Origin of the sequence: Halosolutus amylolyticus, from assembly GCF_023566055.1 — an archaeon.
In the GTDB taxonomy this organism is placed as follows: Archaea; Halobacteriota; Halobacteria; order Halobacteriales; family Natrialbaceae; genus Halosolutus; species Halosolutus amylolyticus.
Genome location: NZ_JALIQP010000002.1, coordinates 89,854 through 113,719, shown reverse-complemented (window position 1 = coordinate 113,719; position 23,866 = coordinate 89,854). Strand labels below are relative to the sequence as shown.

Below are 23,866 nucleotides of genomic sequence, written 5' to 3'. Positions count from 1 at the left end.
CGCGGTTGCGCCGGAACTGACGTACAGTAAACCGTATGAGGAGGAGTTACTCGTCGCTCTCGTCGTCGCGGAACGGCTCCAGAATCTCGTCGTCGAACGAAACTTCTCCGTCCACTTCGCCGTCGTTGACGTCGTGTGGCGCGGTGTGGTACCAGACCTCCTTTGCGCGCTTCTTGTCGAGACCCGGGTTCGGTCGCCAATTCGTGTGGGTCATACAGGCTCATGTGTACCGGTAGCACGGATATAGCTTTGTGGCGATCGGGCTGTCTGTCAGGTCCGCTAACCGGTTTCGGGCGGCGCTTTCGTCCGAGCGGACGAGCGGGGTGAGCGAGTCGATCGCGGGACCGTCTCCGATCGCCGACTCACCGCCCGGGACGAGGATCGTCGGACCAGTCCGGCCCGGAGCCACCCTCGTCCTCGAGAAACGCGCGAGCGAAGAGGTCGACGTGGAGGGCGAGCACGTCCGCCGGGTCGAGTCCGTACGCGTCGGCCTGTCGCTCGAGGAACGCCTCGAGGTCGTCGCTCGGGTCGTGGTGGATCGTCTCGCCCTCGACCTCGAACGACACCTCGCTGGCGCCGGCGACGAGGTGTTCGATCTCGAGCAGTGCCTGTTCGGCCTTGGTCTCGAGCGCCCGTTCCTCGTCCACGAGTCGATCGTCGCCCCAGTCGGCGGCCGCCTCCCGGAACCGGTCGCTGACGGTGATCGAGAGCGTCATCGCGACTGTCCGTCCGCGTTCGTCTCGCTCTCGATCGGCCGGCGAGTCGGATCCTCGACGGAGTGAGGCGGCCGAAACGAGGCGGTAGTCGGTTCGCGTCCGAGACGATACGATCGTCCACAGCGTGTCGGGTCGGCGTACATAGTGCGTCGCACGGTGAGGTGTCGCAGGTCGGATGTGGGTTACGCAGGTCGGTTAGCGGGTTACTCGGGCGGCCACTCCTCGGGCGCCGGATCCGGTTCGCCGAGCGCACCGAACGCGAGCAGGATCAGTCCGAGGAACGCGCCCATCACGATCACGCCCATCAGGCCGCCGAAGCCGTGCTGTCCGACCCAGTTGCCGGGTGTGAGACCGCCCATCCGGTTCACGACGGTGAGTCCGATCAGCGCGGTCCAGGCCGCCGCGAACAGCAGGCCGAACGCGATGAGCGGGTTGTGGTCGATTGCAGTTCGGATCCCCATGGCCGTGGTATCGTTCCCCACGGTGAAAATTCCCACCGTGAACGGTCTCTCGCAGTGAGTGTCACGGATTTCGATCGATACGCGACGATCGAATCGGCTCACGGCCCCGGCGGCGGATCGAGCGATCGATCACGCCGCGTCGTCGTCCGACGCGAGGTCCCAGTCGGCCTTCGCGGCCGCTTCCGAGAGCGGGACGAACTCCCAGCCGGCGTCCTCGGCGATCGATTCGTCCGCACCCGCGCGGCCGACGAGGACCAGCCGATCGGCGTAGAACATCGAGTTGCGATCGATCTCGGCCAGTCGTTCGGCCGGGGCCGTCCCGGTTCCGTTGAAGAAGTCCGCGTCGATCCCGTGGTCGCGCTGGAACTTCTGGATCACGTGAGCGGGGACGTCGCCGACGATGCCGATCCAGTCGGCCCACGTTGCGCCCGCGAAGACCCGGGCCGGCCGTTCGAGGTCCCGGACGGCGTCGTACGTGATCGCCATCGTCATGTCGTCGGCACCGCCGCCGTGGGGGCCCGTCGCCGCGTCGGCACCCATCGGCCGGGGTGCTGAGGGTCCGGTACCGCCCGCTTCCGCACCGGCCGATCGCGATGCGTCTCCGCTGCGTCCTGCGGCCGGAATTCCGGCCGGCGTCCTGTCGCCCGTTTTCGGGACGTGCGGTGCCGGAGCGTCCGATGGATCGGCGTCGGTGGCGTTCGCCTCCGCGCCGTTCGCGCTCGCCCTCGCACCGCCCCGATCCCGATCGGCCGACGAGGGCTCGGAGGGCGGAGCGTCGGGTTCGGCGTCCGGATCGCCGTCGTCGCGCCACACCCAGTCGCCGTCGTTCCCGTCGGGGTCGTCCGCCTCCGGTTCGGGCTCGAGGTCGTCGAGGTCGATCCGGTCAGTCATCCTCGGTCACCCCCGGCGGCCCGTCCTCCCCGGCCGCGTCCGCCGCGGGAACGGGCGTCGCGTCGTCGACGACCGACGCCAGTCCGAGTCGTCGAACGGTCTCGCGGGTCGGTCGCCCCGCCTCGTCCCAGCCGCGATACTCGTAGTACTGATCGAGCAGCGACTCGAACGCCGCCGGATCGATCGCGCAGTCGCCGTCAGCGGGCGGGTCGAGCAGGGCGGCCGGCAGGTCGTCGTCGGCCCGGTCGAACCCCTCGCGAACGTTGAACAGACGGATCAGCGTCCAGACTCGCTCGCCCGCGGTCGCGAGGGCGTCCCGATCGTACGACCGGCCCACGGCGGCGAGCCACTCGGCCCCGAGATCGGCCAGCGCGCCATCGAGGAAGTCGTCGGCGATCAGGCACCAGCGGACGGCCCGCCGGTTCTGCTCGCCGACGACGGCGGCGACCCGGGCGCGATCGCTCGCCCACGATCGGCCCAGCGCCTCGGTCTCGACGGGTCGGGCGCGGCGGTGACAGGCGCCGCGATCGCTCGTCGCGTAGGCGAGCGCCATCGTCTCGGCACCGCGAGGGTCGTACGACGACAGGTCCATCCCTTTCACGGTCGGGATCGACCGCTCGCCGCCGAACTCGCGGGCCGCGGCGTCGATCCCGTCCGCGAGGGCGTCGCCGAGCGGCGTCTCCCGGGTCGCGATCTCGCGGATCAGGTCCCTGGCGGCCTCGTAGTCGCCGAACGAGAGGTCCCGGTCGAGTATCCCGTCCTCGCTCGCGCGGACGGCCCAGGCCACGGCGTTCCCGGCCGTGATCACGTCGAGCGCGAGGCGGTCGCAGATCGCCCCGAGCGCGGCGACGGCGTCGAAGTCGTCGATCCCGAGACCGGCCCCGAGGACGATCGGCGTCGCGCCGCGCGGGACGCTGTCACCCTCCTCGCTCTCGACGCGGAAGCCGCCGGGAACGGCCTCGTCCTCGCGCTCGCGTTCGAGCGCGTTCTCGCGGACGGCCTCGATCCCGATCTCGCTCGCGCCGTCGAACTGCCCCTCCTGCCAGCCCCGGGTGGGCAGGACGCCCACCTCGTTCGCGAAGTCGATCGTCTCGAGCGTCTCGCTCGCCCGCTGCCAGCGGCCGGCGTCGCTCTCGGCGAACGCCCGTTCGTAGCGCTCTCGGAGGGCAACGTGCTCGTCGAGGGGGTCCCCGTGGGCGACGACCGCCTTGAGCCGCTTCGATCCCATCACGGTCCCGGCACCGCCGCGTCCGGCGTGGTGGTCGCCGCCGTCGGAGGCGATCGTCGCGTACTGGACGCCGTGTTCGCCCGCGGGGCCGACGCAGGCGACGGCCGCGTCGGGAAACGCCTCGCAGGTCGCCGCCGCGTCGGCCCCCCAGCAGTCGGCCGCGGAATCGATCGTCGCCTCGCCGTCCTCGATCTCGAGGACGATCGGTTCGTCCGATCGGCCGGTCACGAGAATGCCCATGTGTGCCCCGAGCGAGCCGGCGAGTCGATCGGGAAAGCTCCCGCCGCCGTAGGAGTCGAGGAAGGTCCCGGTCAGCGGGGACTTCGTGATCGCCGCGTACCGGGCCTCGCCGGGCGTCAGTCCCGAGACCGGCCCGAGCATGAACAGCAGGACGTTCTCGGGCGCGAGCGGGTCCGTCCCCGCCTCGAGTTCCTCGTAGAGGTACCGCGCGCCGAGACCTTTGCCGCCGACGTAGGCCTCGAGCCACGCTTCCGGGATCCGCTCGCTGGTGACGGTCCGGGTCGTGCAGTCGACCCGCAGGAGGCGCGGCGGAGTGTCCCGTGTCATCGAATGCCACGTACGTGCCCGGCGGCCTTTAACGGTTGGCCGGGAATCTGCAACTACCGCTGACTCTCACGTCCGCTCACGAAAATTCCCTTGCCTGTTCATCGCTAGCAGGGAAACATGCGAATGGAACTCCGGGTCTGCAACCACTGCTACGAGGGGACCCACGGGAACGACGCGAAGACGGCCATCACGCGGGACATGGTCGCGTGTGCGGAAGTGGTCCGGGAGTACAAGGACCTGATCGGCGTCGAGACGGTGTACATCGCCAAAGTCGAGGAGGGTGACGTCGGCGGTGCGGAGGCGCTTCCGGCGATCGTGGCCCGGATCGAGGAGGACCAGGTGACCCTCGCGGACACGCAACTCGTGATGGAAGACGGGGACGGCAACCTGCTCGTCTACCCCGAGCCCGAGGACGTCCTCGAAGTGCTGACGCGGAACATCGACCAGATCGACGACCAGACCCGCCAGAACGTCACCGTCGAACTCTCGCCCGAGAGTTCGGACCTGCTGGTCGGGTCGCGGTGAGGGAACCGGGGATGCGAAGCTCGTGAACACCTCCCACACTTTTGTACTCGCTCGCTGAATTGTCACCGTATGCGAGCGGCCGTACTCGAAGAACACGGGGAGTTGCTCGAAGTGCAGGACGTAGAATATCCGGAGCCGGAACCGGACCAGGTCATCGTCGAGACGGAGGCCTGCGGGGTCTGCCGGAGCGACTGGCACGGCTGGCAGGGCGACTGGAGCTGGGTCGGCGTGCAAACGCCCGAGGGCCAGATCCTCGGCCACGAACCCGCCGGCGTCGTCTCGGCGGTCGGTGAGGACGTCGAGACGCTCTCGGAGGGCGATCGGGTCACGGTCCCGTTCCACCTCGGCGACGGGACCTGTTCGCACTGTCGGGAGGGACGGGCCAACAACTGCGAGACGGTCATCCCGCTCGGATTCACGAGCATCTCGCCGGGGGCGTTCGCCGAGGCGTTCCCCGTCCGCGAGGCCGACTTCAACTGCGTGAAACTCCCGGACGACGTCGATTTCGCAGAAATGGCTGGGCTGGGCTGTCGGTTCATGACGGCGTACCACGCCCTGGCCGACCGGGCGGACTTCCGGCCCGGCGACTGGGTCGCGGTCCACGGCTGCGGCGGCGTCGGGCTCTCGGCGATCCACATCGCCAGCGCGCTCGGCGCGCACCCGATCGCGGTCGACGTCCGCGAGGACAAACTCGAACGCGCCCGCGAACTGGGGGCCGTCGAGACGGTCAACGTGACCGAGGTCGAGAACCCGGCCAACGAAGTGAAGGCGCTGGCTGGCGGCGGCGCGGACGTCTCGATCGACGCGCTGGGGATCGCGGAGACGTGCCAGAACTCGATCGCCAGCCTCGGGACGCGGGGCACCCACGTCCAGGTCGGCCTGACCACCGGCGAGGAAGAGGGCCGGATCGACCTGCCCATCGACCAGATGACGATGCAGGAGATCGACTTCCACGGCTCGTTCGGGATGCCGCTGGTCCGATACGAGGAACTGTTCGACCTGATCGCACAGGACACCCTCGAACCGGGGAAGATCATCGGCGAGACGCTCACGCTCGACGAACTCCCCGAGACGCTGGCCTCGATGGACGACTACGAGACGATCGGCATCCCCGTCGTTACCGAGTTCTCGGGCTGATCGACGGGCGGGAGGAACCGTTCGACGACGCGTCGTCCGATCGAGACCGATCGGTCGCCGGTCGTGTGCTGGAAGCCGGGCGGGGGCGGGAGCCCGCCTGGCGTGAGAGACATGAGCTAACTCGAAGCGGGGGCGAGTCCACTTCCGAGCGATCCGGGCACGAACGCACGCAATCGGCTGGTCAGCGCGTTGTGGTCTGGGCCTGGCGTGTACCCGGCGGGGCGTTCCATCCCCGCACGTGAGGCCAACGAGCGAACCCCCATTTGTTATACGGCGGTTTTGCACCCGGTAGCGTTCCCGATCCACAGCAAGGGACGGACTACCTCGCGAACAGGGAAGCGCTACGATTCCGGCGATCGGCTCCCTCGGCCGCTAGCCCCCGCATAAACGGTCCTGCTTGCAGTATCCGGCCGCCCGTTCCCGCTTTCCCTGCGACGGCGGGCCGGCCCAGCGATAGCCGGGTGGGATCATCAGGACCGAGTCCCTCGGCCCACGCGATCGGTCGAACCGCCCGTTTCGGCCCCGGATAACCGACCCCTTCCAGCGATCGCGCCGTGGTTTCGAGATCGGTCGTACTCCATCGCTGCCCGGTGATTAAGCGCCGGTTAGAGGTCGGTTACGCACCGCCTGTCGTCCGGACGGGGGCATGCGACTTCACCACACGATTCGGGCGTCGTGGCGTGGCGGTTTCGGGAGTAAGACGGCCATAGGAAACCCTCACTTTCGGTTACAAGCCGGATAACTACAACCGACCGGCCTGACCCACTCGATATGATCACCTGCACTAACTGCGAGACCCCCCAGTTCCTGCAGATTACCCAGAGCCGCGTCTACTTCGAGGACGGGGAGATGATCAACGAGATCTCCGAGACCTACGAGTGTACCCTCTGCGAGGGAACCGGCCAGTACGTCTACGACGACGATCGGGACGAGGCCACCGTCTCCGGCGACGTCGAACTCACGAAGGAACGGCCGAAGCAGGCTTGACCGATCGCCCCCGCCTGGGGGCGACGGACGGCTGGACAGCGCTACCACTCGATCGCGGCTCTGGACGTGATCGTCCCTCCACGACACGCCGCCCGTGTCGCCGTCGATTGTTCTGATGCCAACCGTTTCAGTTTCGATCGTGGTCACCGATCGTCTTCGACAGCCCCGCTGGAGTCGCCGCTTTCGCCGCTGGAGTCGCTCTCCGCGGCCGCACGTTCTCCATCGGCGTCGGCGTCCCCGTCCCTGTGACCGACGGTGAGTCGGTCGTACACGTCGTCGGCCACCTGCTCGCCGGAATCGCCGCCCTCGTACTGCCCCCGACTGATCGCCCGTCGGCGCTGTCTGGCGTCCCACTCCTCGAAGACGCCGTACTCGTTCATCGTCTCCATCCCGGCGAGCATCGCCGTGAGTTTGATCCCGACGAGCGGAATTTCCGCGACCGAGACGATTACGTCCGCACGGACGACGATACCGTCCCTGAGCAACACGTCGATCACGTCGACGAACGTCTCGTCGTCTCGTCTCGGTCTCATGGCTGGGTTGCTCCCTCGTCGTCGCCGAGTTCCGGCGCGAACGTGTACGGCGGCCACGGGCCCGTGAACCTGACCTCGAGTCCGGGGTTCGCCGCGACGTCGTCGAGGATCGACCCGACCGCCTCCTCGTCGTCTTCGTGGGCGAGCAGGGTGAGCCGACAGAGCGTCTCGCCGTCCGTCGCCGGCGCACCGTCGGCCGATCCGTCCCCGAGCGTCGCACTGGGCGAGCGCTCGAGCGCGTGGACCTCCCGGGTCACGTCGTCGAGACGTCCCTGGAGGTCGTCGCTCAGCGACTCCCGGCGCGCCTGCTGGAGTTCCCTGACCCGCTGCTCGTACTGTTTCTCGAGGAGGAACGCGGCGCCCTCTTCCGACGCGTCGATCCGCTCGTCGAGTTCGCGAAGCCGATCGTCGCGCTCGAGCAGCGCCTCGTCGTCGATCGGATCGGTCTCGACGACCTCGACGCGGTACTCCCAGTGGCCCGCCAGTTCGGACAGGGCCCGATCGATCGTCTCGTACTCCTCGCGGAGCCACTCGCGGAGTCCCTCGTCGCCGCCGCGGAGGATCGTGTCGAACTGGAAGGGGATCGGCGTGCCGAACGCCTCGCCGGCCTCGTCGACGACCGTCTGGTGCCGGACGAGCCACCGCTTGACCTCCGTGAGGTCGGCCGAGTCGTAGATCGTGTCACACTGGTGGACGACGGCCCCGACGCCGTCGACCGTGAGCAGCGAGACCGGTTCGCCATCCACGCCGGTCGTGTCGATGGTCTCGTCCCCGTCGGCCCGGACGAGACAGTAGAGGTACCGCCCCTCCTCGATCTCCGGGAGTCCCTCGTCGTCCGGGGATTCCCCCCGTCGATCGCGATCGGTCATCGTCTCCGGGTCGTCGGAACTCACGGCTCCTCACCTCCGAACACGGAGTAGCCGGGCTTCCGGTGGGCCTCCGGTTCCTCGTCGAACCGTTCGATCGCGTCGCTGACCAGTCCGTCCAGGTCGCCACGGAGGTCGTCGACCCCCTCCTCGATCCCTTCGTCTTCCTTGATCTGTTCGATTTCGGCCTCGATCGTCGCCAGTTGGGTCCCGAGCCGATCGATTTCTTCGTCGGCAAGGTTTCCCGACTCCATGCGGCGGACCGCCTCGCGTTCGAGGGCCTCGAGCAGGAGTTCGACGACGGTCACGACGAGTGTGACGAGTCCCTGGCGCGCGTCCTCGCCGTCGCCGACGTCGATCGTGGGCATCTCAGGACTCCTCCGTTTCGGGGGCCGCTTCCGCTTCGTCCTCTGTCCCTCCCTCGTCGCTCCCGGCTTCGTCGTCTGCCGCGTCCTCCCCATCGTCGTCCGCATCGTCACTGAGCAGGTCGAACCCGCCGCTGGTCGGCCGCTCGGGATCGGGCCGCTTCCCGACCCGTTCGGACACGCGATCCTCCTCGATGTCGAGCGAGCCGCTCTCGTCGTCGCCCTCCCCGCCGTCGCCCGATTCGTCGTCGCCGCCCTCTTCGGGATTCGGCGTCACGTTGACGCCGCGGGTGGGATCGATGACGGGGTTCGGTCGCTCCATCTCCGCGAGTTCCGGTTCGCCGACCGCCGCCGCGAGCCGCCGCATATCGGTGCCTTCCGGAAACTCGAGGCCGTACTTGGCAGCCGTCTCGAAGGAGGCGATCGCGGCCCGGATCTGTACGCCGAGCAGTTGCGTGTCGCCGATCGAGACGGCGATGTCGGCGTTGATGACGATCCCCTTGTCGAGGAGCATCTCGATGACGTCGGCGAGGTCGGTCTTCTGGCGGCTGGGCTGGAAATCATGCGGCACGGCGCTCACCTCCCGAGCCGGATCCTCCCGATCGTGGTGCAGTTCCCGCCCGATACTCCCGTCGTTTGAGTGGTGAATCAGTCGTCATTGTCGGTCCTCCGTTTCTGTCGCTCGATCTCGAACCGCCGGCCGTAGATCCGCTTGCGACTGGGGGCCGTCGAGAGTTTGACCTGCTGTGGCACCGTCGCGTGACGGGCCCCGCCGCCGAGGTCGCGCCGATCGGTCTGGATCGTCGACGCCGCCGTCGGGTTCCGGGAGTTCGTGCTGGTGTCCTGGCGGCGCATCTTCTCGCGGTTGATCTCGTACAGGCGCTCGAACTTCGCGTTGGTCTCGAGCAGCGCCTCCCGGAACGCATCGAGTCCCTTCATCGCCTGCTTCTGGATGAACACCTGGTAGGCCTCGGGATCCTCGGCGACGTCGGGTTTGCCGAGCGCTTCCTTCGTCCCTTCCACCGGATCCACGTCTGTCTCGATCAGATCCTCGTCGTCGTCGCCGATCAGGTCCCCGTCCTCGTCGCCGAGCAGGGACTCGTCGTCGTCCGCGACGGTCGCGGCGGCCTTCTCGACCGCGCTTGCGTCCTCACCCTCGTCGGCAGCCGCCTCGATCGCGTCGTCCAGTTCGCGTTTCTCCGCCCAGATGTCGGTCAGGTCCGTGGCGTCCCACGCCTCCAGCAGGTCGATCGCCCGGAACACCTGCGTGAACTCGACGACGTCGCCGACGCCCGTGTCTTCGTCGGCGAGGGCGTCCGGAATTTCGCCGGCGTCGATCGCCTCGAACAACTCGTCGGCGTCGACGGCCTCCGGCAGGTCGGTCAGGTCGAGCGCCTCGAGCAACTCGCCGGTCTCCGTCGCGACCCGCGTGAGCGTGTCGAGGTCCGACTGGACCCCTTCGAGGGTGTCGGCGTCGAGTTCGTCCAGATCCTCCACGCCGCCGAGACAGTCGTCGAGGTTCGTCAGGCAGTCCTCCGCGTCCGCGAGCAGACGCGCGAAGGAGTCCCCGTCACTCATCGTCGTCCACCTCGTCCGTCGATCGGGTCCCAGGCGTCACTTCGACGGTCAGGATTCCGTTCTTGATCGTCGCGTCCGCCGATCGATCGGTCCAGGGAACGTCGACCCGATCGATTTCTCGGTCGCCGACGGCGACGACGAGCGTGCCGTCGTCGAAGCCGACCGTAACGTCGTCCGGGTCGGCGCTGGCGACGTCGGCCGTCACCAGCAGTTCGTCCTCGCCGGTCCGGGTCGTCAGGTGGTGGCCGCCCGTGGAACTGTTGCGACGACGGCGTTTTCGCGGCCGGTCCCGCCGCGATTCCCCCGACTCGTCGATCGGACGCGATCCGAACGGCGACTCCGCCGACTCGTCGTCGTCCGAGTCGAACGCCGTACCGATCGAGACGTCGTAGTCGAGAACCGTCCTGTCACTGCGGCGCTGACCCGACGTCGAACTCCCCTCGAGTCGCTCGAGCGCGTCGATCAGGTTCGAGAGCCAGTGGCCGTCGTCCGAGCCAGCGTTTGCCGCCCGTGTGTGGGGGTGTGGATCCCGGGGCGCCGCTCGCCGGTCGTCGTCGCTCCGATCGGACTCGTCCCCGTCACGATCGGACTCGTCCCCATCGTGACGAGCGTCCCCGGACGCGGCCTCGGTCGACTCTCGATCGACCCGCTTCGGCTCCGACGGATCTCTATCGTCCTGCTCCGACTCCGACGGCTCGGCTTCGCTCTCGTCGGTTCCGGGACCGGCGTCGTCGCCGTCGATCGGGCGGTCGGCCGACTCGTCGGTCGCATCGAACTCCTCGAGATCTTCGGACTCGTCGCGGTGGTCGTCGGCCGGTTCGTCGTCGCTGTCGTCGGTCCTGTCACTCATTATCGTTTCACCTCCACGCGGCCGCTCGCGAGTTCCTCGTGGATCTCCCGCGCGATCTCGAGTTCCTCCTCGAGTTCCTCCTTCCGGCGCCGGTACTCCTCCTCGGAGCGCTCGCCGAGTTCGTACAGCAACTGGTTCTCCTTGAGGTCGTCCTCGAGTCCCTCCACGTCGTACAGTTCGTCGAGCGCCAGCGTGTGGAGCGTGTCGACGATGCCGACGATCGGTCGAAACAGGAGGTCGTCGAGGATGAACATGGTTAGCGCTGGGCCCCGATCTTGACGTCGACGAAACTGTACGGCGCGAACGGACCCGTGTAGCGGAACGTGAGATCCTCGTGCTCGTCCTCGAGTCGCGCGATCGCCGCGTCGAACACCTCGCGGTCGTCGCGTTCGACGAGGTAGGACCGATTGAGCACGAGGCGATCGCTGAACAGGTCGTTCGCGACGGACTGTGCCGCGATCGGTTCGAGTTCGTCCGCGACCGACTCCTCGATCGTCCCCCGATCGACGTCGTCGTCCTCGTCGCGGACGATCTTGACGCCGAGTTCGATCCGGCCCTCGACGTCGTTCATCGCCCGGCGGAACGCGGGGCGAGCGCCCCGGAGGACGTTCTTCAGCGCCCGATCGCTCTCGAAGGCCATGCCGAACTGCATCGGGACGACCGTGTGGCCGTCGTCCATGATCTCGCGGAGGACGTCGTCGTGGCGCTGCGCGTCCTCGTCGGTCTCTTCGGGATCTGTCGTGTCGATGTCGGAGACGACGGCACCGAGTCGGCGGTGTGCGATCGTGTAGATCTGCGTCGCTCCGGCGACGGCGTCGGTCTCGAACTCGACGTCGTCGGAGTCGACGACGCCGTAGACGTAGCGGTGTGTCATCGGTCGGGGACGTGCTCGGGGGTAGCGGTCGTGGTCGGCCGTACGGTGCGGGATAGCTGTTCGATCGCGTTCTGGAACGATACTGCGACTGTGATAACTCGTCACGCGACGTTTGCGCCCCCGCGGCCTTACCGTGGTGCTTGCAATGGCAGTGGGACGACCCCGTGGCGATCGGTCCCTGATAGTCGTATCGCGCGTCTCGCGAGCCACCGTGCTGGGCGTTCCGACGCGCTCGAGCCGGGGCCGTCAGGCGTTCTTCTTGGCGGCTTGCAGTCGCAGTGCAAGCCGTGTTACGAAGGTGGCGTGAACGAGCGGATGTAGCTATGGCACAACCACAACGCAGACCCGACTCCTCGAGTCTCGCGGAAGTACTGGACCGCATTCTCGACAAGGGCGTCGTCATCGACGTCTGGGCGCGCATCTCGGTCGTCGGGATCGAGTTGCTGACGATCGAGGCCCGCGTCGTCGTCGCCTCGGTCGATACGTTCCTGCACTACGCGGAGGAGATTGCGAAAATTGAGCAGGCCACCGCGGAGGGCGATCTCGAGGAACTCGAGGAGCTCGAGGTCGAGCCGCGGCCGGAGTCGTCGCCACAGTCAGCGACCGAATAATGGCCGGCGACTCGTCTTCCCGCAAGCGCAAGGTGCGCGGCCGCAAGATCAGACGCGATCGCGAGCGCAAGGAGGGCCGACGAGCGAAGAAAGAACTCGCGCGAAAGGCGTCGCAGGCCGGCGATCGGAACGGCGATAGCCCGCTCGCGGATCCCGAGGCGGTCGTTCCCGAGCCGTTCGTCGAGACCGACACAGTCGCGTCGCTCCGCGATCGGATCACCGGCTGGCTCGACGCGGACCAGCCGGTTCACCTGATCGGCCCGACGGGCTGTGGGAAGACGGCACTCGCACTGTCGGCCGCGGCCGAACGCGGCCGTCCGGTCGTCTGGCTCAACGGCGACGAGGCCGTCGACACCGCCGCGCTCGTCGGTGAACACGCGGGCGGGGAGCGATACGAGGAACACGATCGGTACGTCAGCGGCGTGGACAAGAAGACCCAGATCGTCCGCCAGCGGTGGGTCGACAACCCCCTCTCGGTCGCGGTCCGGGAGGGCGCGACGCTCGTCTACAACGAGTTCTCGCGGAGCGATCCGGAAGCCCACAACGTGTTGCTCTCGGTGCTCGAGGAGGGCGTCCTCGAGCGACCGGGCAAACGCGGCGACGACCGGACGCTCGAGGTCCACCCCGACTTCCGCGTGATCCTCACGTCGAACGACGTCGAGTACGCCGGCGTCCACCGGCAACAGGACGCGTTGCTCGATCGGTTCGTCGGCGTCCACGTCGATTTCTACGACGAAGAGACCGAACGGGAGATCGTCGCCGCACACGTCGACCTCTCCGACGACGACGTCGCGACGATCGTCGCGACGACCCGCAAACTCCGCGACGAACTCGAGATGGTCGTCGGCACGCGCGCGGCGATCACGGCCGCGAAGGGCGTGGCCGTCTTCGACGGCGCGTCCGAGAACGGCACGATCGACGAGCAGGTGCTGACGGACGTCTTCACCGACGTTCTCGCGCCGAAGATCGCGGGCCAGGGCGTCGACGACGTCGACGCGCTGCGGTCGACGATCGCCGAGACGATCTGAGTCGCTCTGTGAACGTACAGCACGCACACCGAGATCTACCACGACCATGGCCGAAGCCGACACGAAACAACAAGCGGACCAGTGCATGGCGCTCACCGGGGACGGCGAGCGCTGCTCGCGGCCAGCCCAGGACGATGGGTTCTGTTACCAGCACGACGAGAGTGATCCAACCGTGAACGACAGCCAGGCCGTCGAACAGGAGGAGCGAGCGGACGAACAGGAAACCGAAAGCGAGGGCCGACAATCGCCCGCGGCCGACATGACCGCCGAGGAACGAGTCGATCCGGAGACCGTCGACGCCGACGTCGACGCCGATCGGGAGGAGATCGCGGGCGTCCTCGCCATTCGCGAGACCGTCCGATCGACTGCGGGCCAACTTATCGGCCGGGAGTTCGACGCCGTCAGCGAAATCGCGCCGACCGATGACGGCTGGCGCGCGGTCGTCGAGGTCGTCGAACGCCGATCGGTGCCCGACACGCAGGACATCATCGGTCGGTACGAGATCGAACTCGACACCGAGGGCACCGTCCACGGCTACCGGCGACTCGATCGCTACCGGCGCGGCGACACGACGTCGTTCGAGGGCTAGGCGCCGACGGATCACGCCCGGCACTCCCGGGAGCACTCGTCACACCCCGTCCGGGGGCCGTCAGTCGCGACTGTAGCGTTGGGCTGTTTCTGTCACGATATCGCCGAGAGGCTCGCGAGCGGTGCCTGGAATCGCTCGCTCGATCGGCGTCCCGATCGCGCTCGTACGGACGACTGGAAGTCAGTTCCAGTGCAACCGCAGGGCGGTCACGGTTGCACCGGTAACCCGGTACAGCAGACCGTATCAATCGTCGGCCGGAGTCGGCGACGAGGCGTCGGCCCCCGCCGCCCCCTCGTCGGCGAGGACCGCCTCGACTCGCGGGGCGAGTTCGTTGACCATCGATCGGCCGTCGCGTTCGCGGACGACGAGCCCGTCGTCCGCGAGCGAGGAGAGGTGGTGCGAGACCGTGCTCGGGTCCCGATCGAGGGCGTCCGCGAGTCGCCCGTTGGGTGCCCGGCCGAGGTCGGCGAGGGTCTCGAGGACGTCGCGTTTGGCGGGTTCGTCGAGCGCGGCGTGGAGTGCGACGTCACGGACGGCGTCGCCGTCCTCTCGAGAGTCCGCCGGCGTCTCGTTCTCGACGTAGTACCGCCGTTTCCCGTTGATCTTGGCGGTCGACACCAGTCCTTCGTCCTCGAGAATGCGGACGTGGTGGCGGACCGTCGAGAGGGAGACGTCGCTTCGTTCGCTGATCCGCGAGAGGTAACAGCCCGGATCGGCTTCGATCGTCTCGTAGACCGCCCGACGCCGATCGTTCTCGAGCGGATCGGAGTCGTCGTAGCGGCTGTACTTGAAGATCGGGAAGAGCTTCCACGGGAACTCGGCTCTCGCGTGCCGGAGGTGGCGAAGCGCCCTCGCGGTGGCCGACGATCCACCCGCACCGCCAGCGCCGGCGCCGGACCCGCCGGCCGCGGCACCCGTCGCGGTCATCGCACCCATGAGGCCGACCAGGACGGCGTCGGCGGCGGTCGACGACGTATCCGGACTCGATCGATCGGCGTCGCCCGTCTCGTCGCCGCTCGTCCCTGCGTCGTCCGAGTCCGCATCCGAAGCGGTCGCCCCGTCTTCGCTCGACGACTCGGCTTCCGGCCGCTCGATCGATGCCGACGACTGCGCGCGCCGGTCGTCGATCTCGAGGGTGGCGAGCGTCCCCGTCTCCGCCACAGTGTCGTCGACGAGGCTCGTCGTTCCGGTGACCGTGTACTCGATCGTGCCGGTCGTCTCGTCGACGGTGTACTGGACGAGGTCGGCCGTCAGTTCGACGCCGTCGTCGACGAGATCGGTCGTCGTCCCCGTCGTGTTTTCGAGGCCGTCGGAGACGCCCGTGACGGCGTCCTCGGTCGTGTTGGTGACGGGGTCGTCCAGTTCGCCGGTAGTTTCGTTCGTCGTGTTCTCCACGGCGTCGGTCGTCTCGGACGTCGTATTCTCGACGGCGTCCGTCGTTTCGTCGGTGGTGTTCGCGAGGGCGTCGGTCGTCTCGTTCGTGACGGTCGCGATCGCGTCTGTCGTCTCGTTCGTCGTGTTCTCGATCGTGTCCGTGGTCTCGTTCGTCGTGTTCTCGAGGGTCCCGGTCGTGTCGTTCAGTTCGTCGTCGATGGCGCCGACGCGATCGGTGCGCTCCGACTCCAGCAGGCCGGCGTCGGTCGTGCTCGACGGCGCGGCGACGGCGACGCCGACGAGGGCGCTGCTGATCAGCAGCGTGACGGCCAGAAACGCGAGTACCCGACCGATCGACGAGCCCGGTTCCATGTCAATCACTCCCCTCTTCGAGAGCCCCCGTAATACGTTTTTTCCGATAGCGTGACAGTCAGACGACTCGATCAGTCGAGCAGAGAACCGATCGACCGCGATCGATCCGGGGAGAGATCCAGCAAGGTATTTCCCCGTGCGGCGGCGGAATTGAGACATGGATTCGGCGCTTGGCCCGCCCGACGCGATGGCCGAGAAACGCGACGAGTTGACGCCGATGATGCGCCAGTACCACGACCTCTGTGCGCGCTACGACGACGCGCTCGTACTCTTCCAGGTCGGGGACTTCTACGAGACCTTCTGCGAGGCCGCCGAACGCACCGCGCGACTGCTCGAGATCACGCTCACCAGTCGCGAGGACAGCACCGGCGAGTACCCGATGGCCGGCATCCCGATCGACAACGCCGAGTCGTACGTCGAGGAGTTGCTCGAGGCGGGGTACCGGGTCGCGGTCGCCGACCAGGTCGAGGAACCGGGCGAGACCTCCGGCGTCGTCGAGCGGGCGGTCACCCGCGTGATCACGCCGGGGACGCTCACCGAGGACGAACTGCTCGCGGGCGACGACAACAACTTCGTCGCCGCGATCGCGCGGGACGGCGACGCCCTCGCGCTCTCCCTCCTCGACGTCTCGACCGGCGACTTCCTCGCGACGAGTTCGACCGCGAGCGAGTCGATCGCCGACGAGGTGAGCCGGTTCGACCCCTCCGAGGCGGTCGTCGGTCCCGACGCTCCGGCCGACCTCGTCCCCGAGGACTGCATGGTGACGCCGTTCGACGCCCGCGCGTTCGATCGCGATCGGGCCGGCGAGAAACTCTCGACCTACTTCCGGAACCCGGATGCACTGCTCGCCAGCGACGCGGAGATTCGGGCCTGCGGCGCGTTGCTCGCCTACGCCGAGTACGTCCGCGGCGGGGAACACGAGGGCGAACGCGGGGAGGACGACGACCGGCGCGTCGACGCCGTCTTCGCGGCCGATTCGGCCCACCGACTCGAGTACATCACCCGCCTCACCCGGTACGATCCCCGCGAGTACCTCCTCCTCGACGCCGTCGCCCTGCGGAGCCTCGAACTGTTCGAGCCGCGGGCCGTCTACGGCCGCGAGGACGCCACGCTGGTCGGCGTGCTCGACGAGACCGCCAGCGCTCTCGGCGGCCGCAAACTCCGGGACTGGCTCCGCCGGCCGTTGCTCGATCCCGATCGGATCGCGGCCCGCCACGATGCCGTCGACGAACTCACGGGGGCGGTCCAGCGGCGGGAACGGCTCCACGACCGCCTGCGGGACGTCTACGACCTGGAGCGACTGATCGGTCGCATCTCCCGCGAGCGAGCCAACGCGCGGGACCTGCGCTCGCTCCGGGACACGCTGGCGGTCGTCCCCGAGATCCGGGCGCAACTCGCCGACGCCGACTGCGACCGCCTCCAGGACCTCCACGCCAACCTCGACCCGCTCGCCGACGTCCGCGAGTTGATCGAGGACGCGATCGTCGCGGACCCGCCGATCGAGATCACCGAGGGCGGGATCATCGCCGAGGGGTACGACGAGGACCTGGACGCGTTGCGCGAGACGGCCCGGAACGGCAAACAGTGGATCGACGACCTCGAGGAGGCGGAACGGGACCGGACCGGGATCGACTCGCTGAAGGTCGGCTACAACTCGGTCCACGGCTACTACATCGAGGTGACCAACCCCAACCTCGACGCGGTGCCGGAGAACTACCAGCGCCGCCAGACGCTGAAAAACTCCGAGCGGTTCGTCACGCCCGAACTCAAGGAGCGCGAGGACGAGATCGTCGGCGCGGAAGAGCGCGCGGACGAACGCGAGTACGAACTGTTCCGGGAGGTACGCCGCGAGATCGCCGAGGAGGTCGAACGCGTGCAGGCGCTCGCCGACGCCGTCGCGACGCTCGACGCGCTCGTCTCGCTGGCCACCGCCGCGGCCCAGTACGACTACTGTCGGCCCGAGATCCTCGATCGGGACGGAACCGGAGGCGACGACGGCCTCGTCATCGACGTCGAGGGCGGCCGCCACCCGGTCGTCGAGCGCACGCAGGAGTCGTTCGTTCCGAACGACGCCCGGTTCGACGACGATCGGCGGCTGGCGGTGATCACCGGCCCCAACATGTCGGGGAAGTCGACGTACATGCGGCAGGTGGCCCAGATCGTCCTCCTCGCGCAGGTCGGCAGTTTCGTCCCCGCGCGATCGGCCCGGCTGACGCCGGTCGAGCGGATCTTCACCCGCGTGGGTGCCAGCGACGACATCGCCGGCGGCCGATCGACGTTCATGGTCGAGATGGACGAACTCGCGACGATCCTCCGGGAGGCCGACGAGCGATCGCTCGTGCTGTTGGACGAGGTGGGCCGCGGCACGTCGACCGCGGACGGTCTCGCGATCGCGCAGGCGATCACCGAACACCTCCACGACGAGGTCGGCGCGACGACGCTCTTTGCGACGCATCACCACCCGCTGACCGAACTCGCGGACGACCTCCCGGCCGCGTTCACGCTCCACTTCGAGGTCGACCAGGAGGATGGCGAGGTCGTCTTCCACCACGAGATCGCCCCCGGCGCGGCGACGGGGTCCTACGGGGTCGAAGTCGCGACCGCCGCCGGCGTTCCGGAGTCGGTAGTGGATCGATCGCGGGATTTGGTCGCGGAGGCGGCCGACGATCCGATCGCCGGGGACGACCGGGACCAGTCCGAGGTGTCGCCAGTCGACGACGCGGGAACGGGGCAGGCGACCGCAGACGGGGGTGAGCGAACCCCTGGTTCGCGATCCTCGTCGGAGCCACGCTCCGACGTAGGTGACGTGCCGACCGACGTCGCCGCCGAACTCCGGGCGCTCGACCTCGCACACCTCACTCCCGTCGAGGCGCTGACGGAACTCGATCGGCTGAAACGGCTGCTCGAGGAGTAGTCGAACGGGTGGGGAACGGCGACGACTGGGTGAGAAAACGGCGAGGGTTACCTCGAACGGCGGGCGACGCGGACGAACGCCAGTGTGGCGCCGAACAGCGCGGTGTTTTTGAGGAACTGGATCTGCTCCTGTTGTTTCTCCTCCTCGTCGTCCTGATTCCAGAAGTCGTGCATCACGGGCGTCGTGCCGGCCAGGAAGCCGGCGATCCCGAGCGCGGCCGCGGCCGGGAGTTTCCAGAGGGCGACGCCGAGTCCGCCGAGCAGGAGGCCGACGCTGGCCGCGGGGACGGTACGGTCGGGTTCGGGCGCGCCCTTGAATTCTGCGTAGCCGATTCGTTCCTCGAGGTTCCGCAGGTTGTCGATCGCGTTGAACGCGAGGACGCCCCCGAAGAGGACGCGTCCCAGGCGGAAGAGCGCGGTGTCGGACACCGGTTCGTCGGTCGACGACGCGGACGATTCGGATCGGTCCGCAGACTCGCTACCGCGACGGTTCGAAAGACGAGATGCAAGTGACATCGACCGCCTTAGGAAATCGAGAGGGATAAGTGCGCGCTGACATCGACGTCACCGCGCCACTGTGTAACTTTCTTCGTGGACGAGGTGGGAGAGCCGAGTGATGTCCTCCCTGTCCCTGACGAGTCCTGCGTTCGACGACGGCGATCGGATCCCCGAAAAGTACGGCTACCAGCACGACGACGTCAACCCGCCGCTGTTGATCGACGGCGTGCCGGACGACGCCGAGTCGCTGGCCCTGGTGATAGACGACCCCGACGCGGTCGAGCCGGCGGGGAAGGTGTGGGACCACTGGGTCGTCTGGAACGTCCCGCCGGAGCGGACGGAGATTCCCGAAGACTGGAGCCCGGACGACGCCGACGAGGGGACGAACGACTACGGTGAACCGGGCTACGGCGGGCCGAACCCGCCGGACCGGGAACACACCTACGTGTTCACCCTCTACGCGCTGGACACGACGCTCGACCTCGGCGCTGACACCGACGCCGACGCGCTCGAGTCGGCGATCGAGGGCCACGTGATCGACGAGGCGACGCTCGAGGGGACGTACGCGCCCTGAGTCGGACGTCGGCGATTCACTCCGCCGTCGGCTCCAGCGCGACGAACTCGAGACCGTGATCGGCCAGGAGCCGATCGGCCCGGTCGGTCACCGACGGGGCGACGAGCAGGCCACGAACGGCGGCGTCGGCGTGGAGGTCGCGTTCGAGGGCGTCGACGTACCGTCGCAGTTGACTCACGGCGTCCGGGCCGACCCGGCGGCGCTTGAGTTCGACGACGACGGCGCGACCGGACGCGTCCTCGCCGTAGATGTCCACGGCGCCGGCCGGGGTGTCGCGTTCGGTCGCGAGCGGCGTGAACCCGTCCTCGAGCAGGGCGGGTTCGTCGAGGATCCGCTGGCGGAGATCTTCCTCCGTTCCCTCGAGTGCGAGTTCGTTCGTGTCGGTGCCCGAGAAGGCCGAGACCTGTAGCACCTGCTGGAATCGCACGCTGAGCCGTTCGTCCGGCGTCGATCGGCGGCTCTCGAGAAGGAGGGTCTCGTCCGTGCAGGCGACGTCGTGGTCGCAGCCGGGCGGCTGCCAGTTGACCGGTTGCTGGCCCTCGTGGGTGTGGACCAGCGCCGCGCCGTCGGGTTTCAGCATGACGTGGCGATCGCCCGCGTCGAGGGTGCTGGCGGCTCGACCCTCGTAGTCGACGGTACAGCGACCGAACACCGTGACCAGGGCCTCCCGCTCGAGCCCGTCGGCGATCGCCTCGCACGCGGCCGCGAGCGAAGGCTGCTCGAGCGTGACCGCTCGCGAGGTGTGGGGACTGGCTGTCACTGTCTCGAGATTGCTCACGGCCGAATAAAAGGGGCCCGGACCCGTCGCAGCGACGCCAAACGTGTGACTGGCTGTCAAAAACCCTTATTTCTCCGGGGAGTGGCGTTCGAGCACGACATGACCACAGAGCACGATCGCCGCCGATTCCTTCGGATCGCCGGCACGGGCGCCGCAGCGTCGATCGCGGGCTGTACCGACGCCAGTCTGTTGAATCAGGACGAAGACGAGAACGGGGACGACCGCCTCACCGCCGTCGTCGACGTAGCACAGGCGGACGTCGAAGAGCTCTACGACCAGCTCGAATCGGGCGAGATCGATCGGGTCGAGTTCCAGGAGGAGGTCGAACAGCGCCGTCAGGACGCGATCGACGAGTTCGAATCCTACGTCGACGAGGAGGACGTGACGGTCGAGGAGTCCTCAGACGAGGTCGAGGGGCTGTACCTGATCGACGGCGACGACGGGGCAATCCTCGGCGCACTCCGAAGCGGCCCCCTGACCGTGCTGTACGGGAGCGAGGCTTACGACCTGATCATCGAGCAACAGCAACAACAGCAGGGACCCGTCCCCGAGGAGGGAGCGGAGAACGAGACGGCGAACGAGGACACCGACGAATCGGAGAACGGCGACGACGGTTCGGCGGACGACGACTCCTCCGACTCCTGAGAACGCTTCTTCTTTCCGCCGGCCGGTCGACACCGAAACTCGGCTTCTGCCCCGTCAGTCGACGCTGAACGGACTCTCGCGCTCGGTCCAGTTCCAGCCGGGAATGCGCTCCTGGAAGCCAGCCGCGAGCGCCGCCTCCAGGTCGTCGACGCCAGCGTTCTCGTCGTCGCCGCCGTGGACCTGCACGTCCGCGTAGTGAAACGTCGCCTCGCCCAGCGTCCGCAGGGGTTGCGTGCCGGCGATCGTCGCCGCGAGTTCTCGACCCAGAATCTCGTCGACGATAAAGCCGGGATAGTCCCCCTCGACGTCTAGCCTGCGGAGGATGGCGACCATCGCCGCGACGTTGACCGCCAGGTCGCCGTCGGCGAAGACGGCGTCGACTTCCGCGCGGTACTGCTCGTCGGTCACCGGATCGACGTCGGTATCGAAGGCCGCGCCGAGATCCGATCGGACGTCGTTGATGAGCGGAACGACGCGGTCAGCACGCTGTACGACCCAGTCGCGTTCGGCAACGACGCGGTCCGGTGTCAGTTCCATAGGTGGACAACGTGTCGAAGGGCCCTGATTTTTGCGAAGGCTTTTATACCACGCAAAGAATAGCGTCGAGTAAGCGGGTTCTCCCTGGAATCTTCCCGCACGGACCAGGACGACCGACCTGGGAGCGTGTCGTCACGCACGGAACTTGACAGGATGATCCGGAACACGAGACGGTATCCGAACCCCGTCACAGTCCGACATCACTCCCCGTCGCTATCAGGACCCACACACGAGTGGCTATCGGTGGTCGGCAGGGACCGGGACGGCGACGAGATCCGTTCGTCGCCGATCGCCCGGGGTCGGTTCCGGGACGACACGTCGGCTCCCCGTCGGCGAGTTCACGCAAGCCCAATTGGCGACCTATGAGTACTGTAGAGCAGCAACTCGACGATCTGAAAGCAGAGATCACGAGCGAGTTACCGACCGATATCTCGGTCTCCTCGGTGAAATACGAAGGCCCGGAACTGGTGGTCTACACGCGCGATCCGAAGAAATTCGCCCAGCAGGGCGACCTGATCCGGAAGCTCGCGAGCAAACTCCGCAAACGCATCACCGTCCGTCCGGACCCGAGCGTTCTCTCGCGACCCGACGAGGCTCGCGAGCAGATCATGAACGTCATCCCGGACGAGGCGGGCGTTACCGACCTCGACTTCCACGCCGACACCGGCGAGGTCGTCATCGAGGCCGAAAAGCCCGGCATGGTGATCGGCCGCCACGGCTCGACGCTCCGGGACATCACCAAGAACGTCGGCTGGACGCCCGAAGTCGTCCGCACGCCGCCGATCGAGTCCTCGACGGTCTCGAACGTCCGGAGCTTCCTCAAGCAGGAACGCGACGAGCGCCGGGACATCCTCGAGAAGGTCGGCCGACAGATCCACCGCGAGGAGATGTCCGACGACGAGTACGTCCGCATCACCACGCTGGGCTGCTGTCGCGAGGTCGGCCGCGCCTCCTTCATCCTCTCGACCCCCGAAACGCGGATTCTCATCGACTGCGGCGACAAACCGGGCGCCGAAGGCGAAGTTCCCTACCTCCACGCCCCTGAAGCGCTCGGTGCGGGTCCCCAGACGATCGACGCGGTCGTCCTCACCCACGCCCACCTCGATCACTCCGCGCTCATTCCGCTCCTGTTTAAGTACGGCTACGATGGGCCGATCTACTGTACCGAACCCACGCGGGACCTGATGGGACTGCTGACGCTCGACTACCTCGACGTCGCGGCCAAGGAGGGACGCACCCCGCCCTACGAGAGCGAGCAGGTCCGCGAGGCGATCAAGCACACGATCCCGCTCGAGTACGGCGACGTCACCGACATCGCGCCCGACGTCAAACTCACGTTCCACAACGCTGGCCACATTCTCGGCTCGGCCGTCTCGCACTTCCACATCGGCGACGGCCTCTACAACGTCGCGTTCTCCGGCGACATCCACTACGAGGACACCCGCCTGTTCAACGGCGCGACCAACGACTTCCCGCGCGTCGAGACGCTCGTCCTCGAGTCGACCTACGGCGGTCGCAACGACTACCAGACCGACCAGGAAGACTCCGAACGGAAGCTGAAACAGGTTATCAAGGACACCTACGACGAGGGCGGCAAGGTCCTCATCCCCGCGTTCGCGGTCGGGCGCTCCCAGGAGATCATGCTCGTCCTCGAAGAGGCGATGCGAAGCGGTGATATCCCCTCGATGCCGGTCCACCTCGACGGGATGATCTGGGAGGCGACCGCCATCCACACGACCTACCCCGAGTACCTGCGCGACGACCTGCGCGATCGGATCTTCCACGAGGACGAGAACCCGTTCCTCGCCGAGGAGTTCAACCACATCGACGGCGGCGAGGAGGAGCGACAGGACGTCGCCGACGGCGAACCCTGCATCATCCTCTCGACCTCGGGGATGGTCACCGGCGGCCCGATCATGTCCTGGCTCAGCCACATCGGCCCCGATCCGGACTCGACGCTCGTCTTCGTCGGCTACCAGGCCCAGGGGACCCTCGGCCGGCGCATCCAGAACGGCTGGGACGAGATCCCCACCAGCGAAGTGGGCGCGATGGGCAACGGCGGCGGCCGCGGCACCCTCTCGCTGAACATGAACGTCGAAACCGTCGACGGCTTCTCCGGCCACGCCGATCGGGCCGGCCTCGAGAACTTCGTGCGGACGATGAACCCCCGGCCCGAGAAGGTGCTCTGCGTCCACGGCGACGAACGCTCCACGCAGGACCTCTCGAGCGCGCTCTACCACGAGTTCGACATGCGAACCTTCGCGCCGAAGAACCTCGAGACCTTCCGCTTCCTCTGAAAGCCCTCACTCGCCCTTGGCAGGCCTCACTCGCCCTTTTCATGTCCACCACGCAGCGCGGCGCGCGGATCC

General features: G+C 67.7%; 28 protein-coding genes. 10 read left to right on the top strand and 18 right to left on the bottom strand.

Annotated elements, in window-relative coordinates; genetic code table 11:
* Positions 1-46 precede the first annotated feature (46 nt).
* From MUN73_RS06970 to MUN73_RS06950, 5 genes are all read right to left on the bottom strand, one after another.
* Positions 47-214, bottom strand: a complete 168-nt coding sequence (locus MUN73_RS06970; RefSeq protein WP_250139735.1) for a hypothetical protein — start codon at positions 212-214, stop codon at positions 47-49.
* Between the two features lie 148 nt (positions 215-362).
* Positions 363-716, bottom strand: a complete 354-nt coding sequence (locus tag MUN73_RS06965; RefSeq protein ID WP_250139734.1) for a hypothetical protein — start codon at positions 714-716, stop codon at positions 363-365.
* A 203-nt stretch (positions 717-919) separates the two neighbouring features.
* Positions 920-1,177 (bottom strand): hypothetical protein, encoded by a 258-nt coding sequence (locus MUN73_RS06960; protein ID WP_250139733.1) that lies wholly within the window; start codon positions 1,175-1,177, stop codon positions 920-922.
* A 129-nt stretch (positions 1,178-1,306) separates the two neighbouring features.
* A complete protein-coding gene (locus MUN73_RS06955; RefSeq protein ID WP_250139732.1) occupies positions 1,307-2,068 on the bottom strand; it encodes a DUF7124 domain-containing protein in 762 nt (253 codons plus the stop codon).
* Positions 2,061-3,863 carry an aldehyde ferredoxin oxidoreductase family protein gene (locus MUN73_RS06950; protein ID WP_250139731.1) on the bottom strand — a complete coding sequence of 601 codons (1,803 nt, stop codon included), beginning with the start codon at positions 3,861-3,863 and terminating at the stop codon, positions 2,061-2,063. The genes MUN73_RS06955 and MUN73_RS06950 overlap by 8 nt, the downstream gene beginning before the upstream one ends.
* Positions 3,864-3,980: 117 nt before the next feature.
* On the opposite strand from MUN73_RS06950, the gene MUN73_RS06945 reads away from it, so the two are divergent.
* Complete coding sequence (locus MUN73_RS06945; protein WP_250139730.1) at positions 3,981-4,388, top strand: hypothetical protein; 408 nt, start codon at positions 3,981-3,983, stop codon at positions 4,386-4,388.
* A 69-nt stretch (positions 4,389-4,457) separates the two neighbouring features.
* Positions 4,458-5,525, top strand: a complete 1,068-nt coding sequence (locus MUN73_RS06940; RefSeq protein ID WP_250139729.1) for a zinc-dependent alcohol dehydrogenase family protein — start codon at positions 4,458-4,460, stop codon at positions 5,523-5,525.
* Here MUN73_RS06940 and MUN73_RS06935 read toward each other — a convergent pair.
* The gene (locus MUN73_RS06935) at positions 5,480-5,638 is read right to left on the bottom strand and encodes a hypothetical protein (RefSeq protein ID WP_250139728.1); all 159 of its coding nucleotides are present in this window, start codon (positions 5,636-5,638) and stop codon (positions 5,480-5,482) included. The two genes, MUN73_RS06940 and MUN73_RS06935, sit on opposite strands and share 46 nt — an antisense overlap.
* Positions 5,639-6,296: 658 nt before the next feature.
* Here MUN73_RS06935 and MUN73_RS06930 point away from each other — a divergent pair.
* Positions 6,297-6,512 carry a hypothetical protein gene (locus tag MUN73_RS06930; RefSeq protein WP_250139727.1) on the top strand — a complete coding sequence of 72 codons (216 nt, stop codon included), beginning with the start codon at positions 6,297-6,299 and terminating at the stop codon, positions 6,510-6,512.
* 143 nt (positions 6,513-6,655) lie between these two features.
* Here the strand turns inward: MUN73_RS06930 and gvpM are convergent, their stop codons facing one another.
* The 8 genes from gvpM to MUN73_RS06890 all read right to left on the bottom strand — a co-directional run bounded on the left by gvpM (position 6,656) and on the right by MUN73_RS06890 (position 11,578).
* Positions 6,656-7,045, bottom strand: coding sequence for a gas vesicle protein GvpM (gene gvpM / locus MUN73_RS06925; protein ID WP_250139726.1), 390 nt, complete (start codon positions 7,043-7,045; stop codon positions 6,656-6,658).
* On the bottom strand, positions 7,042-7,914 hold the full coding sequence (gene gvpL, locus MUN73_RS06920) for a gas vesicle protein GvpL (protein ID WP_250140811.1): 873 nt from the start codon (positions 7,912-7,914) through the stop codon (positions 7,042-7,044). Before gvpL ends, gvpM begins: the two co-directional genes overlap by 4 nt.
* A 20-nt stretch (positions 7,915-7,934) precedes the next feature.
* A complete protein-coding gene (gvpK, locus tag MUN73_RS06915; RefSeq protein ID WP_250139725.1) occupies positions 7,935-8,279 on the bottom strand; it encodes a gas vesicle protein GvpK in 345 nt (114 codons plus the stop codon).
* A gap of 1 nt (position 8,280) precedes the next feature.
* Positions 8,281-8,856 carry a gas vesicle protein GvpJ gene (gvpJ, locus tag MUN73_RS06910; RefSeq protein ID WP_250139724.1) on the bottom strand — a complete coding sequence of 192 codons (576 nt, stop codon included), beginning with the start codon at positions 8,854-8,856 and terminating at the stop codon, positions 8,281-8,283.
* Between the two features lie 68 nt (positions 8,857-8,924).
* Complete coding sequence (locus MUN73_RS06905; protein ID WP_250139723.1) at positions 8,925-9,854, bottom strand: hypothetical protein; 930 nt, start codon at positions 9,852-9,854, stop codon at positions 8,925-8,927.
* Positions 9,847-10,704, bottom strand: a complete 858-nt coding sequence (locus tag MUN73_RS06900; protein ID WP_250139722.1) for an Hsp20/alpha crystallin family protein — start codon at positions 10,702-10,704, stop codon at positions 9,847-9,849. The genes MUN73_RS06905 and MUN73_RS06900 overlap by 8 nt, the downstream gene beginning before the upstream one ends.
* Positions 10,704-10,958 carry a gas vesicle protein GvpF gene (gene gvpF / locus MUN73_RS06895; protein WP_250139721.1) on the bottom strand — a complete coding sequence of 85 codons (255 nt, stop codon included), beginning with the start codon at positions 10,956-10,958 and terminating at the stop codon, positions 10,704-10,706. The genes MUN73_RS06900 and gvpF overlap by 1 nt, the downstream gene beginning before the upstream one ends.
* Positions 10,959-10,960: 2 nt before the next feature.
* Positions 10,961-11,578 carry a GvpL/GvpF family gas vesicle protein gene (locus MUN73_RS06890; RefSeq protein ID WP_250139720.1) on the bottom strand — a complete coding sequence of 206 codons (618 nt, stop codon included), beginning with the start codon at positions 11,576-11,578 and terminating at the stop codon, positions 10,961-10,963.
* Positions 11,579-11,901: 323 nt separating this feature from the next.
* Here MUN73_RS06890 and gvpA point away from each other — a divergent pair, with 323 nt between their 5' ends.
* The 3 genes from gvpA to gvpO are packed head-to-tail and all read left to right on the top strand — an operon-like array spanning position 11,902 to position 13,806.
* Entirely contained in the window at positions 11,902-12,189 is a 288-nt protein-coding gene (gene gvpA, locus MUN73_RS06885; protein WP_250139719.1) for a gas vesicle protein GvpA, read from the top strand.
* The gene (gene gvpN, locus MUN73_RS06880; protein ID WP_250139718.1) at positions 12,189-13,217 is read left to right on the top strand and encodes a gas vesicle protein GvpN; all 1,029 of its coding nucleotides are present in this window, start codon (positions 12,189-12,191) and stop codon (positions 13,215-13,217) included. The genes gvpA and gvpN overlap by 1 nt, the downstream gene beginning before the upstream one ends.
* A gap of 46 nt (positions 13,218-13,263) precedes the next feature.
* Positions 13,264-13,806 (top strand): gas vesicle protein GvpO, halophile-type, encoded by a 543-nt coding sequence (gvpO, locus tag MUN73_RS22685; RefSeq protein WP_321575758.1) that lies wholly within the window; start codon positions 13,264-13,266, stop codon positions 13,804-13,806.
* Between the two features lie 243 nt (positions 13,807-14,049).
* Here gvpO and MUN73_RS06870 read toward each other — a convergent pair whose 3' ends face one another.
* Positions 14,050-15,552, bottom strand: a complete 1,503-nt coding sequence (locus MUN73_RS06870) for a winged helix-turn-helix transcriptional regulator (protein ID WP_250139717.1) — start codon at positions 15,550-15,552, stop codon at positions 14,050-14,052.
* A 157-nt stretch (positions 15,553-15,709) separates the two neighbouring features.
* Here MUN73_RS06870 and mutS point away from each other — a divergent pair, with 157 nt between their 5' ends.
* Complete coding sequence (gene mutS, locus MUN73_RS06865; protein ID WP_250139716.1) at positions 15,710-18,466, top strand: DNA mismatch repair protein MutS; 2,757 nt, start codon at positions 15,710-15,712, stop codon at positions 18,464-18,466.
* A 47-nt stretch (positions 18,467-18,513) separates the two neighbouring features.
* Here the strand turns inward: mutS and MUN73_RS06860 are convergent, their stop codons facing one another.
* Entirely contained in the window at positions 18,514-18,981 is a 468-nt protein-coding gene (locus MUN73_RS06860; protein ID WP_250139715.1) for a DoxX family membrane protein, read from the bottom strand.
* Between the two features lie 100 nt (positions 18,982-19,081).
* On the opposite strand from MUN73_RS06860, the gene MUN73_RS06855 reads away from it, so the two are divergent.
* Positions 19,082-19,537: a YbhB/YbcL family Raf kinase inhibitor-like protein gene (locus tag MUN73_RS06855; protein WP_250139714.1), complete on the top strand. Its 456-nt coding sequence runs from the start codon at positions 19,082-19,084 to the stop codon at positions 19,535-19,537.
* Positions 19,538-19,553: 16 nt separating this feature from the next.
* Here MUN73_RS06855 and nucS read toward each other — a convergent pair whose 3' ends face one another.
* Positions 19,554-20,297 (bottom strand): endonuclease NucS, encoded by a 744-nt coding sequence (nucS, locus tag MUN73_RS06850; protein ID WP_250139713.1) that lies wholly within the window; start codon positions 20,295-20,297, stop codon positions 19,554-19,556.
* 117 nt (positions 20,298-20,414) lie between these two features.
* Between nucS and MUN73_RS06845 the strand changes: the two genes are divergently transcribed.
* Positions 20,415-20,960: a hypothetical protein gene (locus tag MUN73_RS06845; RefSeq protein ID WP_250139712.1), complete on the top strand. Its 546-nt coding sequence runs from the start codon at positions 20,415-20,417 to the stop codon at positions 20,958-20,960.
* A 54-nt stretch (positions 20,961-21,014) separates the two neighbouring features.
* On the opposite strand, the gene MUN73_RS06840 is transcribed toward MUN73_RS06845, so the two are convergent.
* Positions 21,015-21,497, bottom strand: coding sequence for a DUF7984 family protein (locus tag MUN73_RS06840; protein WP_250139711.1), 483 nt, complete (start codon positions 21,495-21,497; stop codon positions 21,015-21,017).
* Positions 21,498-21,859: 362 nt separating this feature from the next.
* Between MUN73_RS06840 and MUN73_RS06835 the strand changes: the two genes are divergently transcribed.
* Positions 21,860-23,794, top strand: a complete 1,935-nt coding sequence (locus tag MUN73_RS06835; protein ID WP_250139710.1) for a beta-CASP ribonuclease aCPSF1 — start codon at positions 21,860-21,862, stop codon at positions 23,792-23,794.
* Positions 23,795-23,866: the final 72 nt, after the last annotated feature.